This window comes from Microcoleus sp. A2-C3 (assembly GCF_036706065.1).
GTDB lineage: Bacteria > Cyanobacteriota > Cyanobacteriia > Cyanobacteriales > Microcoleaceae > Microcoleus.
Map to the genome: position 1 here is coordinate 1 of NZ_JAUBVX010000089.1, position 14,488 is coordinate 14,488.

At 47.4% G+C, this 14,488-nt stretch carries 10 protein-coding genes; 6 read left to right on the top strand and 4 right to left on the bottom strand.

Features of this window, described 5'->3' with window-relative positions; translation table 11 throughout:
• Positions 1-186: 186 nt before the first annotated feature.
• Positions 187-1,188: a UDP-glucose 4-epimerase GalE gene (gene galE, locus QUB66_RS28550; protein WP_332970620.1), complete on the bottom strand. Its 1,002-nt coding sequence runs from the start codon at positions 1,186-1,188 to the stop codon at positions 187-189.
• A 309-nt stretch (positions 1,189-1,497) separates the two neighbouring features.
• A complete protein-coding gene (locus QUB66_RS28555; RefSeq protein ID WP_265235350.1) occupies positions 1,498-1,701 on the bottom strand; it encodes a hypothetical protein in 204 nt (67 codons plus the stop codon).
• Between the two features lie 224 nt (positions 1,702-1,925).
• On the opposite strand from QUB66_RS28555, the gene gloB reads away from it, so the two are divergent.
• From gloB to QUB66_RS28575, 4 genes are all read left to right on the top strand, one after another.
• Positions 1,926-2,699 carry a hydroxyacylglutathione hydrolase gene (gene gloB, locus QUB66_RS28560; RefSeq protein WP_332970619.1) on the top strand — a complete coding sequence of 258 codons (774 nt, stop codon included), beginning with the start codon at positions 1,926-1,928 and terminating at the stop codon, positions 2,697-2,699.
• Positions 2,700-2,857: 158 nt separating this feature from the next.
• Complete coding sequence (locus tag QUB66_RS28565) at positions 2,858-7,957, top strand: PAS domain-containing protein (RefSeq protein ID WP_332970618.1); 5,100 nt, start codon at positions 2,858-2,860, stop codon at positions 7,955-7,957.
• A 216-nt stretch (positions 7,958-8,173) separates the two neighbouring features.
• Positions 8,174-8,632, top strand: coding sequence for a 50S ribosomal protein L9 (rplI, locus tag QUB66_RS28570; protein WP_265235353.1), 459 nt, complete (start codon positions 8,174-8,176; stop codon positions 8,630-8,632).
• Between the two features lie 193 nt (positions 8,633-8,825).
• Positions 8,826-11,411: a replicative DNA helicase gene (locus QUB66_RS28575; protein ID WP_265235354.1), complete on the top strand. Its 2,586-nt coding sequence runs from the start codon at positions 8,826-8,828 to the stop codon at positions 11,409-11,411.
• Between the two features lie 94 nt (positions 11,412-11,505).
• Here QUB66_RS28575 and QUB66_RS28580 read toward each other — a convergent pair whose 3' ends face one another.
• Both QUB66_RS28580 and QUB66_RS28585 read right to left on the bottom strand, forming a co-directional pair.
• Positions 11,506-12,093 (bottom strand): FKBP-type peptidyl-prolyl cis-trans isomerase, encoded by a 588-nt coding sequence (locus QUB66_RS28580; protein ID WP_265235355.1) that lies wholly within the window; start codon positions 12,091-12,093, stop codon positions 11,506-11,508.
• A gap of 281 nt (positions 12,094-12,374) precedes the next feature.
• Positions 12,375-12,701 (bottom strand): phasin family protein, encoded by a 327-nt coding sequence (locus tag QUB66_RS28585; protein WP_265235356.1) that lies wholly within the window; start codon positions 12,699-12,701, stop codon positions 12,375-12,377.
• 216 nt (positions 12,702-12,917) lie between these two features.
• On the opposite strand from QUB66_RS28585, the gene QUB66_RS28590 reads away from it, so the two are divergent.
• Both QUB66_RS28590 and QUB66_RS28595 read left to right on the top strand, forming a co-directional pair.
• Positions 12,918-13,274 (top strand): zinc ribbon domain-containing protein, encoded by a 357-nt coding sequence (locus QUB66_RS28590; protein ID WP_265235381.1) that lies wholly within the window; start codon positions 12,918-12,920, stop codon positions 13,272-13,274.
• 175 nt (positions 13,275-13,449) lie between these two features.
• Positions 13,450-14,283, top strand: a complete 834-nt coding sequence (locus QUB66_RS28595) for a Uma2 family endonuclease (protein WP_332970617.1) — start codon at positions 13,450-13,452, stop codon at positions 14,281-14,283.
• Positions 14,284-14,488 lie beyond the last annotated feature (205 nt).

Below are 14,488 nucleotides of genomic sequence, written 5' to 3' on the forward strand. Positions count from 1 at the left end.
ACATGGCTCAAGCTCAACGTCTCGCTGGCTTTAGTTGTAGCATACTCAAAGATCTGTTTAGAATGAAATAGCCCTGATTATTAGCATTTAGCATATTGTATTTTTGGGGCGGGCGTCCCGCCCACCCCACAACAATTAAATCAAACTTTGCTGTAATGGTAAAGTGCGCCATAAGCACCCTACATATTAAGGAGAGTGGCGTTTTTGATGCCACTGCCAAGCATGGGATATAATATCCTTAATGTCGGGATATTCTGGAGACCAACCCAAGGTTTTGATGGCTTTCTCGCTGCTGCCAACTAAAGCAGGCGGGTCTCCCGGACGCCGATCGCACTCAACAACCTTAATCTCTTTTCCCGTCACTTGGCGAGCCGTTTCTATCACCTCTTTTACCGAAAATCCGCCGCCGTTGCCCAAATTAAAGAAATCAGATTTGCCACCATTTAACAAATATTCCAATCCCAAAATGTGAGCAGACGCCAAATCGTTTACATGAATGTAATCCCGAATGCAAGTACCGTCAGGAGTATCGTAATCAGTGCCAAAAATTGCGATCGAATCTCGTTTCCCCAAAGCAGCGAATAACACCAGCGGGATTAGGTGAGTTTCTGGATTGTGATCCTCTCCTAACAACCCGTTCGGATCTGCCCCAGCCGCGTTAAAATAGCGGAAACAAACAGACTTGAAATTGTACGCAGGGTCAAAGTCCAATAAAATCCGTTCTACCATTAACTTAGTAGCACCGTAAGGATTGATCGGATTTTGTGGATGGTCTTCGGTGAGCGGGATTTGCTCAGGTACGCCGTAAGTCGCGCAAGTAGAAGAAAACACAAATTTCTTGATACCAGCAGCGATCATTGCTTCCAAAAGTGTAATCGTGCCGATGACATTGTTGCGGTAATATTTAGCTGGATCGGTAACAGATTCGCCGACGTAAGCGTAAGCTGAAAAGTGCATCACCGCAGCAATATCGTGGCTGGCGAATAGGTTATCGAGTAGGGCGCGATCGTTGGTATCGCCAACTACTAATCCCACTTGCAAAACCTGCTCTACTAAGTCTTGGTGTCCGTAGACTAAATTATCCAAAATTATCACACCGTAACCTGCGTTTTTCAGTGCTAATACTGCGTGAGAGCCAATATATCCTGCTCCGCCTGTCACCAAAATTGTTGGTTTTTCTGTACTCATTTTATTTTGGGTTGTTTGGTAACTGCAACGGTAGATTGTATTGTGAACAGGGTTTAGTTAAGCCTGTTTATTCCCCGGAGATCCCCCTAAATCCCCCTTAAGAAGGGGGACTTTGAGAATTCTCTTGTCCCCCATTTCTAAGGGGGATTTGAGAATTCTCTTGTTCCCCATTTTTAAGGGGGATTTGAGAATTCTCTTGTTCCCCATTTTTAAGGGGGGATTTGAGAATTCTCTTGTTCCCCCCTTTTTAAGGGGGGCTAGGGGGGAGCTGATTTAACTACTGCAACTGTCAACTGTCAACTGAAAAATTCAATCGATAAACTTGAGGCGACCAATTTGGATATAATCAAATATCCGATTGATTTGATATCGATCCTCCTCGGAAATTCTATCATCAGATAGGATAGTAGATGTTAAAACTAAATGTTCTCGGCGAGCAATCTTGCCAGACGCGACAATTCGATCGACCATTTGAGAAATTGTTAAATTGGATTTGTTTGGAGATGTTCGCATTTATTCGATCGCATTTATGTCAGAATAATTAAAGCTGGTGGCAGTTCTTGATCCAAAAATCGTGCATACCAGACCACAAGTTTATTTGTGGAACAGCATAAATAATGTATCATAGTTGTACTTCCAAAGATAGATGCGCGGAGTTGAACATTCAGCATTTTGCCTTTGTATAGCTCTCACACTAATCAAATTCTATAATAATTTTCCGATAGAGGCAGTTTTATATGCAGGTTTATCGAATCCCGGTACTGTCCGACAATTACATTTTCTTGCTGCACGACCCCGATCGCAACATAGCAGCCGTCGTCGATCCAGCCCAAGCCGAACCAGTCTTGCAGCACGTGCGATCGCTCGGAGCCGAATTAACAGCAATTTTCAACACGCACCACCACAACGACCACATAGGCGGCAACCAGCAACTGATCGATCGCTTTCCCCAAATTAAAGTTTACGGCGGCGCGGAAGACCGAGGCAGAATTCCCGGACAACAAGTATTTTTGCATGGGGGCGATCGCGTTGAGTTTGCCGGCAGAACCGCCGAAGTCTTCTTTGTACCAGGCCACACAAAAGCTCACATAGCCTACTACTTCCCCGCCCGCAACCAAGGGGAAACCGGCGAATTGTTCTGTGGGGACACCTTATTTGCTGGAGGCTGCGGCAGACTGAAAGAAGGCACTCCGGCTCAAATGCTAGCCTCCCTCGAACAATTGCGAAACCTGCCCGACAATACGAGAGTTTGGTGTGCCCACGAATACACGCTGACAAACTTGCAATTTGCGATCGGCGTAGATGGTGACAATCCCGATTTGCAGCAGCGCTTAGCCGAAGTTAAAGAAGCGCGCAGTCGATCGCAACCTACAATACCATCATCGATCAGCATCGAAAAAAGCACAAACCCATTTTTGCGCTGGGATTTTCCCAACCTCCAATCAGCGGCAAACACCCGCGATCCTGTCCAAACCTTCGCTCGATTGCGCGGCATGAAAGACAGGTTTTGACGAATACCAAGGGCGACGATAGAATAATTGTACAGGCTTTGACATCTCTCTGAGATTGAATTGTTACCCTGTTTTAATTAAAATTTCTTCTGAATTATGTCCGTATAATTAATCAGCGCGATTGGCTTAGCCAAAACTCAAACCGTTGTTAGAAATCGATGAAAAATCTAGGCAATACTGAACCCCAACGGCAAATCGACCCCTGTGTTTCAACGCATTCTAACAACGCGCTTTACCCGGGCGCGCCTTTGCCAACAGATATAGGGATGGTTTTGCAATTGGCAGACGGCAGCATTCAGGGGTGCAATGCTCGTGCCCAGGAACTGTTGGGGCTCACAGCAGAACAGATGCAGGATTCCTCTTCAATAAACTGTCCGTGGCAGACTGTGCGTCAAGATGGCTCGGATTTTGCCGGCGAGACGCACCCGGCGATGGTGGCGCTTTCAACCGGGCAGCCAAGCTCAAATGTTATTATGGGCTTTTATCAACCGCAGGGAGAATTGATTTGGTTGAATCTCAATTCTCAACCTTTATTTCAGGGAGATCGATCGACTCCCTATGCAGTAATTACCACCTTCACCGAAATCGCTCAACCTCAGCTACAAGAAGTGACTCAGCCGCCAGTTACGCAACTTTCAGACACCCTCGAAAGTATTTCCGACGGTTTTTTTGCTTTGGATCGAGACTGGCGATTTACTTACCTCAATTCTCAAGCGGCGCGGTGGCTGAATCGACTCCCACAAGAGGTGATTGGTAACAGCGTTTGGGAAGAGTTTCCCGAATCTGTGGGCAGTTTGTTCGAGCAGGAATACCGGCGCTGCGCTGCCGATCGAATTACGGTTAGTTTTGAATCTTTTTATGGGCCGCTCAATGCTTGGTATGCAGTACGAGCTTATCCGATCGCATCGGGAATTGCCGTTTATTTTCAAGATATCACCGAGCAAAAAGCGGCTCAGGCTGCTTTTATTAAACAAGCCCAAACGGCGCGGCAACAACTTGCAGAAATCGAGGCGATTTATGCTAGCGCTCCGATCGGACTTTGCTTTATCGATACCCAATTCCGATTTGTCCGCATTAACGATCGCCTAGCAGAAATTAACGGAATTCCAGCCGCCGCCCACATCGGTAAAACATTGCGCGAAATCTTGCCAGAAATGGCAGATGATTTAGAGCCGCTTTACAGACAAGTTATTGAAACTAAAATTCCCATCGCACAGCTCGAAGTTACCGAAAAAAACTCAGCACAGCCTGGTGTAGAACGCGATTGGCTGTTGAGTCTCTATCCGCTGAAAGCCCAGGACGATCGCGTACAGGGCGTGAATGTGACGGTGTACGAAATTACCCATCGCAAAGCTACCAAAACAGAAATTCAACGGCTTAATCAGGAACTAGAGCGCCGAGTTAACGAACTGCAATCAATATTTAATGCTTTACCTGTCGGGATGGCGATCGCAGACGACCCGCATTGTAAAGTAATTCGCGCTAACCTGTTTGCTCAGTCAATGCTCGCAGTGGCGCCGGATGCCAATATTTCTGCAACCGGAGAGCAAGCCGAACTTCTGCCATTCAGACAACTGATCGACGGACAGGAAATCCCCCTACAAGAACTCCCAATGCAGCGGGCTGCGGCTTCGGGCACCGAAGTGCGGGATCTGGAAATTCAAATTGTGCGATCGGACGGGATGGTATTAGATTGGTTGGTGAATGCAGTTCCGTTATTTGACGCACAGGGCGCAGTTCGCGGCTGTGTGGCGGCTTTTGTGGATATTAGCGATCGCAAACAAGCAGAAGCAGCTTTGCGCCGCTCCGAGGAACGCTATCGCACTTTGTTTGAGTCCCTAGACGAAGGTTTTTGCGTCATCGAAATGCTGTTTGACGACAACGAAAAGCCGATCGATTACCGCTTTTTGGAAGTCAATCCGGCCTTCGAGAGACAAACCGGAATCGTAGAAGCGGCAGGGAAAACGGTGCGAGAGCTCATTCCAGAAGTCGAAGATTATTGGTTTGAGATTTACGACAAAGTAGCGCTGACAGGGGAACCAGTGCGCTTTGAACAGAGCTCGGAAGTCATGAACCGCTGGTTTGAGGTTTCGGCGTTCCGCACTCCTGAGCCGCACAGCCGCAAAGTCGCCGTACTTTTCCAAGAAATCACCGATCGCAAACAGGCGGAAAATCTTCTGCGCGAACACTACAGCAAGTTGCGGATGTTTGTCAAACATTCGCCTGTGGGAGTGGCGATGTTTGACTGCCAGATGTGGTATATGCTGGTGAGCGATCGCTGGCTGGCCAGTTACGGGCTCGGCACTCAAAATATTGTGGGCCGATCGCATTACGATATCTTCCCAGATTTGCCCGATCATTGGAAACAAATCCACCAGCGCTGTCTGGCGGGAGCAGTCGAAATCTGCCCAGAAGAACCGTTTCCCCGGGCTGATGGCTCGATGGACTGGGTGCGCTGGGAAATTCACCCTTGGCGAACCAACAGCGGTGAGATTGGCGGGATCATGATTTTTTCGGAAGTAATCACCGAGCGCAAAAACGCTGAACTCGCGCTCGCCAAAGCCAATCATCAAGTCACCAATATTCTAGAAAGTATTGCCGATGCCTTTATCGCGTTCGATGCACAATGGCGCTATACCTACGTTAATGCCACTGCTGAAAAACTGATGGCTCGATCGAGAAATGACTTGCTAGGTCGATCGATCTGGGAGTTATTTCCCGCTGAATCAGCATCGAATTCGACGCTATATCAAGAATTTCATCGAGTCGTTTCCGAGCAAGTTTCTGTCAAGTTTGAAGAATTTTCGCCCTCGCTTCAAATGTATGTAGAAGTCAGCGCATATCCAGCAGCCGAAGGACTTACGGCTTATTGGAGCGATATTAGCGATCGCCGCCGCACAGAAGAAGAACTGCGACAAAAGAATGCGATTTTGAATCTAATTAACGAGTCAGTACCCACCCCAATTTTTGTCAAAGATCGAGAAGGACGGATTATTTATGCAAATCCAGCCACGCTGGACGTACTGGGCAAACCTGCTGCTGAAGTAATTAGCCGGCGCGATCGCGATTTATACCCAATAGCAGAACTAGGAGCCGAAGTCAGCGAAAACGATCTGCGGATTATGGAATCCGGCAAAACAGAAAGCGTCGAAGAATCTCCCGATGGCATTCGGACATTTCTGGCAATGAAAGCTCCCTACCGCAACGAGGCGGGAGAAGTAATCGGCTTGATTGGCATCTCCAACGACATCACAAATCGCAAACGAGCAGAAGTCGAGCGGCAAGAACAAACAAAGTTACTGCAAGTAATTATTGACAGCATGGGTGATGGTTTAATTCTTGCCAACCAACAAGGGGAATTTGTGCTGTTTAACCGAGCCGCCGTGGGGATGTTCGGTCAGCTAACAAATGAAAAATCCCCTCAGGAATGGTCGAGCGCCTACGGACTATTTTTAGCAGACAAAAAAAGTCTTTTCCCCGAAAATGAACTACCTCTAACCAGAGCAATCAAAGGTGAATATGTCAATGATGTAGGGGTATTTGTCCGCCGCGAAAATTGCGAAGATCGCTGGATCAGTATCAGCGGTTATCCGGTAATTGATACTAGCAACGAAATCCAAGGCGGAGTGATTGTCTGTCGCGATATTACAGAACGCAAACAATCAGAAGCAGCGCTGCTTGAGAGTGAAATACGATTCCGCAATATGGCGAACAACGCTCCATTTATGGTCTGGGTAACAGACTCCACAGGCTACTGCACTTTCTGGAGCGAAAGCTGGTATGAATTCACCGGTCAAACTGAGGAAACAGGTTTGGGATTTGGTTGGATAAATGCGCTGCATCCAGAAGACCGAGAACACGCCAAAAACGCATTTTTGATGACGAACCAAGGCCAGGAATCTTTCCGGATGGAATATCGTGTCCGACGCCCGGATGGCGGATATTCTTGGGCGATAGATGCGGCGGCTCCCAGATTGTCCGAAAGCGGACAATTTGAGGGTTATATTGGCTCTATTATCGATATTACAGAGCGAAAACAAGTAGAAATCGAGCGCGATATGGTTCTGCAATTGGAACAAAATGCCCGCGCGGAAGCGGAGCGAGCTAACCGGATTAAAGACGAGTTTCTAGCGGTGCTTTCTCATGAGTTGCGATCGCCCCTGAGTCCGATTTTAGGCTGGTCGCAACTGCTGCTAACAGGCAAGCTGAGCGAGACTCAAGCAGCCAAAGCGTTGGAGACAATCGAGCGCAACGCCAGACTGCAATCTCAATTAATCGAAGACTTGCTAGATGTGTCTAGAATTCTGCAAGGAAAACTCAGATTGACTGTGGATCCGGTGAATGTCGCAACCATTATCTTGTCTGCTTTGGAAACGGTGCAATTAGCAGCCGAAGCTAAAAAGATTCAAATCGAAACAATCTTAAATCCCGATGTCGGACTCGTGCTCGGCGATACAAGTCGCTTGCAGCAAGTTGTGTGGAATTTGTTATCGAATGCGGTAAAATTCACGCCAGAAGGCGGTAGAGTTGAAGTTAGATTAACGCAAGTCGATCGCCAAGAAATTGAAATTCAAGTCGCAGACACGGGTAAAGGCATTCTTGCCGATTTCTTGCCTTATGTTTTCGAGCATTTCCGACAAGAAGACGGCGCGACTACTCGCAAATTTGGCGGTTTGGGATTGGGATTGGCGATCGTCCGCCAACTGATCGAACTTCACGGCGGCACGGTATTTGTAGAAAGCGCTGGAGAAGGTCAAGGAGCGACGTTTACGGTGAGGTTGCCGCTATTAAATGATGATTCTAGCAAGCAGGAGGAGGCAGCCGTCAATTCGTCTCTGAGTCCCGATATGTCCTCTTTGCCGCTGGCTGGATTCAGAATTTTGGTGGTAGATGATGAGGCGGACTCGCGCGATTTTGTCGCCTTCGCGCTCGGCCAAGCGGGTGCACAGGTGATGGCGGTGTCTTCTGCTGCTGAGGCGCTGCTGTCGATCGCCCAAACTGCACCGGATTTACTCGTCAGCGACATCGGAATGCCCGAAATGGACGGATATATGCTGATACGCCACATCCGCACTCAGCTTGCGCCAGAGTATGGAGATTTGGTGGCGATCGCCCTAACGGCCTATGCTGGAGAAGCGAACGAGCGCCAAGTTTTGCAAGCCGGATTTGACAAACACCTATCTAAGCCGATCGATCCAAATGAGTTAGTTGCTACTGTAGTGCGATTGATGGGCGATCGGGCAAAAGAGCGATCATAGGTTCGATCGAGCGGACACAGAGTCCTCCGCAATTGCTTCACGACCTTAGCGGAGGACGGGTGAACCAACCAAAAATGATATCTCATCCCTCTTCCTTCATCCCTCATCCTTCTTCCTTCTTCCTTCTTCCTTCTTCCTTCTTCCTTCTCCCTTGCGATCGCCCCTCAAACTTCGCTATTATAAAAAGTTGCAGTCAAAACCCCACAAGCAACGATCATGGCCAAGCGCGTCCAATTAGTTTTAAACAAAGATGTCAGCAAACTCGGCAAAGCTGGCGACGTAGTAGAAGTAGCCCCAGGCTACGCCCGCAACTACCTAGTACCCCAAGCATTGGGCTATAGAGCCACCCCCGGCATTCTGAAGCAAGCAGCGCGCCGCCGCGAAGAAGAAAGACTGCGCCAGTTAGAGCTCAAACAGCAAGCTGAAGTCCGCAAAACCGCCCTGGAAGCAGCCGGGCCTTTCATCATCTCCAAGCAAGTTGGCGAAGGAGACGCGATTTTTGGTACTGTCACCAACCAAGAAGTAGCAGAGCTGATTTTCAACTCTACCAGTCAAGAAGTCGATCGGCGCGGCATCACCCTGCCCGAAATTCGCGGCACTGGTACATACAAAGCTGAAATCAAACTTCACGCAGATGTTACCGCCGAAGTTGACATTCAAGTTGTCCCCATGTAATTAAGAGTCATCAGTCATCAGTCATCAGTCATTAGTTGTTAGTCATCAGTCATCAGTCATTAGTCATTAGCTAAGAACTGAGTACAGCTAACGAAAGACTGAGGACTGCTAACTTGCAGGTTGAAAACTGAAGACTAATAAATCGCAACCAATGACCAATGACTAATGACTAATGATTGAGGACTATTGACTAATGAGCGATTTGATGCCGACAAACATAGAGGCAGAGGAAGCAATTTTGGGCGGGATTTTAATTGACCCCGAAGCGATTTCCCGAATTGCTGAAATTCTGCGGCCGGAGTTTTTTGCCATCACCGCTCATCAAGTCATTTATCGATCAGCATTAGGGCTATTTTTGCAAGGTCAACCGACAGATTTAATGACGGTAACGACTTGGTTGACCGATCGCAACCAGTTAGAACAAGTCGGAGGACTAACTAAATTAGCACAATTAGTCGATCGTACAGTTTCAGCAGTCAACATCGACCAATATGCAGCCCTAGTTGAAGACAAATATCAGCGCCGCCGATTGATCGAAGCTGGCAACAACATAGTACAATTAGGTTACGAGACAGCAGCACCGCTAGAAACAGTCTTAGACCGCGCCGAACAAGAAGTTTTCGGCATCACTCAAGACCGCCCGCAACAAGATTTAGTATCGATCGGCGAAACCCTAAACCAAACATTTCAAGATTTAGAAAATCGCAATGAAGGCCTGACGCTTCCCGGTATTCCGTGCGGTTTTTATGATTTAGATGCTATGACAGGAGGCTTTCAGCGATCGGATTTAATCATCGTTGCAGCCAGGCCGGCAATGGGCAAGACGGCCTTTTGTACCAACATCGCCCACCACATCGCCGCTGGACAGCAAAAATTTCCGGTTGCCGTTTTCAGCTTAGAAATGTCCAAAGAACAGCTAGTGCAGCGTATTCTTTCCAGTGAAGCGAAAATAGAAAGTAATAGGTTGCGATCGGGTAGAATCAGTCAAAACGAATGGGAACCAATCAGTACAGCCATTGGCAACTTATCAGAATTGCCGCTGTTTATTGATGATACTCCCAATATTACCGTGATGGAGATTCGATCCAAAGCCCGCCGCCTCCAAGCCGAACAAGGCGGAACTCTAGGATTGATTTTGCTAGATTACCTGCAATTAATGGAAGGTAGCAGCGACAACCGCGTGCAAGAATTATCTCGAATTACTAGAGGTCTTAAAGGTTTAGCCCGCGAGCTCAACGTGCCGATTATTGCCTTATCTCAGTTGAGTCGAAGTGTGGAAGCAAGGACAAATAAGCGGCCGATGATGTCGGATTTACGGGAATGTGTTACTGGTGATACGCCCGTACTGTTAGCGAATGGTCGCCGAGTTCCAATTCGCGACTTAGTGGGACAAAAGCCAATGGTATTGGCGATGAATCATTTAGAAAAGATTGCGGTGGCGAAAAGTGACAAGGTTTGGCGAGTAGGAGTCAAGCCTGTTTTTGTCCTTAAGTTAGCCAGTGGTAGAAGCCTCAAGGCTACGGCTCAACATCGAATCTACACAGAGCAAGGTTGGCAAGAGTTAAATTCGGTTCAGGTGGGAAGTCGGGTGGCAATTGCCAGATTTATTCCTGAGCCTCAGAAACCAATTAACTGGAAGGAACATGAAATTTCTTTGCTAGCTCACTTGATGGGAGATGGTAGCTATCTTAAGGGTCAGCCGCTCAGGTATACCACTGCATCCGAGGAAAATAGTGAAATCGTAAAGACCGCTGCTGAGTATTTTGGTGTCCAAGTCAATCGACACGAAAGTAAAGGTAACTGGCATCAATTAGTTTTCAGTGGTAATGGAAACCGTTGGGAACCCAGGGGAATCAATCTATGGCTGCGAAATCTGGGTATTTTTGACCAACGATCCCATGAGAAACATATTCCCCCAGAAGTATTTCAACTTGATAATCAGCAAGTTGCGAGTTTTCTGGCCCATCTGTGGGCTACTGATGGCACTTACCACGTCCCTAAATCTGAGAAAAGCGCCACGAAAATTAGCCTTGCGACTTGCAGCAGTTATCTGGCGCAAGGAGTGGCTGCGCTGTTATTCAGGTTCAACATAGTAGCCAGAATTAGGACTGTTCAACAAAAAAGTCATCGTTGTGTTTACCACGTAGATATTTCTGGCAAAGCCATGCAGGACAATTTCCTGGAACAAATTGGTTCCGTAGGCTGCAAAGTAGCAGATGCTGGGCGATTGAAGATGAGAATTGCTGGAAAGGTTGCTAATCCTAACCGAGATACTTTGCCTAAAGAAGTATTTCAGACTATTCGTGAGCGTATGCGGGAATGTAATGTTACGACACGCCAGATGTCTATATTGAGAGAAACAGCCTACGGTGGTTCTGCCCACTTCAGTTTTGCTCCTTCACGAGAAACGGTTTTAGACTATGGCAAACTTCTGGGTAGTGATGCCTTGGTTCAAAAAGCATCTTCTGACTTGTTCTGGGATGAAGTGATTAATATCTCAGCAGCAGGAGAAGAAGAAGTCTTTGACTTGACTGTTCCTGGTGTCGAATCTTGGTTAGCTGATGGCATTGTCAGTCATAACTCTGGATCGATCGAGCAAGACGCCGATTTAGTAATTATGCTCTACCGAGATGAATATTACAATCCTGATTCGCCCGATCGCGGAATTGCCGAAGTCATCATCACCAAACACCGAAACGGCCCCACAGGAATCATCAAACTATTATTCGATGCCCAATATACCTCATTCCGCAATCTAGCATCTCCGAAGCGCTCTTAAATCAACCATAACTTACACAGAAACCCGGTTTCTTAATAAAAAAACCGGGTTTCTGAACACCGTCAAAGTTTTAGGCTTAGTGAGGCTGAGCTACCTAGCCAGCGATTTTCAATAATTCCACATCAAAAATCAGCGTAGCATTAGGAGGAATCACCCCGCCCGCACCGCGAGCACCATAACCGAGTTCAGGGGGAATAATCAACTTGCGGCGTTCTCCAACTTTCATTGTACCGACACCTTCATCCCAGCCCTTAATTACTTGGCCGACGCCAATTTTGAACTGAAAAGGAGAATTGCGATCGCGCGAACTATCAAATTTCGTGCCATCCTCCAAAGTGCCAGTGTAGTGCACCACAACCGTCTGACCGGTTTTTGGAGTCGCCCCATCACCCTCTTTCAATTCAACATATTTCAGACCCGAATCTGTGGTGACAGTTTTCTCAGTATTATCAGTCATGTTATTGCCAGCGATAGTAGCTGGTTCCTTTGGTAAATTAGCATCAGCTACTAGCAAGCTATCTTCAGTGAAAGACTTCGCTGAGAGGATCTCAAGCGCAGCATCGGTTACAGGATTATTCAATTCGGAAGCCACTGCTGTGGATACATAACCGCTCATTTGAGCGACTATCAAAAACACAAAGCAAACCACCACTACCCCCAAGCTGACCAGAATTCCTCGCAAAATTAATCCTCCTGATACTTTTAACGGCGATCTCTCAGATATCTAAGACATCTTGTACAACCAGAACTACAAAATTTTATCTGAACTTTTCCGCCAAAAGATGGCGGCTGCCAGTTAATTTTAAAGGCAAAAGAAAGTATGAAGTCAGAATGTTTGTAATTCTACCTTTTGCTTTCTACATAAGTGCCTGATTGAGCCTTCTGCGTTCGGGTGACAATTTTATCACACGATAGCAGCAAGCGTGCGATCGGGCAGAGCGAAGCCATCAAAGAGGATCGCACTCAGCGCCAGTTACGGTTTTCCAAATCCCGCATCTGACGTTCGAGACGATCGAGCCTTCCGCGCAACTCATCCATTTCGGACTGTCGGGGAACGCCCATATCTTGCAGCATATTTCGGAGTTGGCGCTGCAACTGCGTATCCCAATTGCCCTGCTCGGACTTGAGATGTTCAGTCACGTCATCGACAAAGGTTTTGGCTTGTTCGGGATTGATTTTGCCATCTTTGACCCATTGCTCGCTGGCTTCCTGCAATTTCTCCGCCACCAGGGAGGTAGTACCAATGCCCAGCATTACCAGTTGTTTGAGTAAGTTGCTATTGTTATCCATAGATTTTTCCTACTGTTTGCCCCAAAATACCCGATCGGCTCAGGTCGCCTGCGGTCGCTGCGAAACCCTTTGTACAATTTAAGTTACATCAGCGCTGACCTACCTTTCTATTTTGGAGCATCCAGCGGCCTGCTGGCGAGTCTAACTCGCCAATGGGCGTTCGGAAAACCCGCTAAGAAGCCTGCCGACAAAATTACCCAATCACCGTGCTGTCTAATGCCTGAGTGTCCCCGCTGTCACCAACCTGTAGACTCCCGATCGATCGCCTGTGGGCACTGCAAAACCCCTCTCAAAGCTTTCGGTCATCCGGGTATCCCGCTTTATCGATCGGCATCCGCAGAATTTTTGTGCAATACCTGTATTTACCACGAAGACGACACCTGCAACTACCCGCAGCGTCCCCTCGCCAAAGAATGTACGCTTTATCACGACAAAGCCGAGCCACTTGTGCCACAGACTACCAATTACATCAGTGGCGGCCTGCCACAATCAATCAAAAATTGGTGTCAGCGAAATCTCGTTTGGTTGGCTTTATTTGGTTTAATTATTATTAGCATTGCCCTATCCATTTGATATAATTGTACCAAGTCTAGAATAGATACACACAAAATTTAGTAACAGGATTGAAAGCCTGTATTGCTTGTCCCCAAAATAGATTATACCTGCGGCTGACAATCTAAAATCGATAGATTGTATCTGCGGTTAACAATCTAAAATCGGAAATCTAAAATCGGAAATCGGAAATCCCATGACTTCTACAATCATCCCAGATTTACAAAAACCTCTTCCCGATCACACCCAATTACCAGAGTCAGACGGAACATTTGTGAAGAACTTTCAAGAACACCCCCAGAGCATAATTCTCACAGATTCGATCGGGCCAATTTTGGAGCAGAGACATCCTGACGGACGATATGCGATCGGTCAAGACTGCGGCATCTACTGGCGAGAAACCGAACCCGCAGAAAAGGGTGCAGAAGCCCCGGACTGGTTCTATGTTCCCGGCGTACCAGCGAAAGTAAACGGTCAAACTCGCCGCTCCTACGTCCTATGGAAAGAGCATTTAGCTCCGTTAATTGCGATCGAATTTGCCTCCGGCAACGGCTCTGAGGAAAGAGACAAAACTCCTTTGTACAATGAAGCTGGAGAAGTACAAAACCCTGGCAATTTCTGGGTTTATGAGCGCATCATCCACATACTTTTCTACGGCATTTTCGAGATAAAAACTAACAAGTTAGAAGTTTATCACTTGGCAGATGGCTGCTATCAAGAAATAGCTCCCAACGAGCGCGGGCATTATCCGATTGGGCCTTTAGGAGTGGAGTTGGGATTGTGGGAAGGCAGCTATCAGAATCAAACACAAATCTGGTTGCGGTGGTGGGATTTGGATGGTAATTTACTGCTGATTGGTTCGGAGCGAGCTGAAGTTGAAAAACACCGGGCAGAGCAAGCTGAGACTCAGTTAGAGCAAGTTGAGACTCAGTTAGAGCAAGTTGAGACTCAGTTAGAACAGGAGCGGCTGGAAAAACAGCGATTGCTCGATCGACTCCGAGCAGCAGGAATCGACCCTGACAATCTATAAAAATTAGAAGACTAGGCGGTTGAAACTGTTTCTAGACAAACTCTCGTCCGAGCGAGGGACTGAAGAAGATCGCGTAATTTTAAGCGACCATTCTTCAACCCGCGTCGGCGCGTGAGTGTTTGTGTAGGCGCGGTTGAAAGAGACTGTTGGCGAATGTCTGAGGGGTTTCACCCCTCAGACATTCGCCGTCCTGAATAGGCAGAAT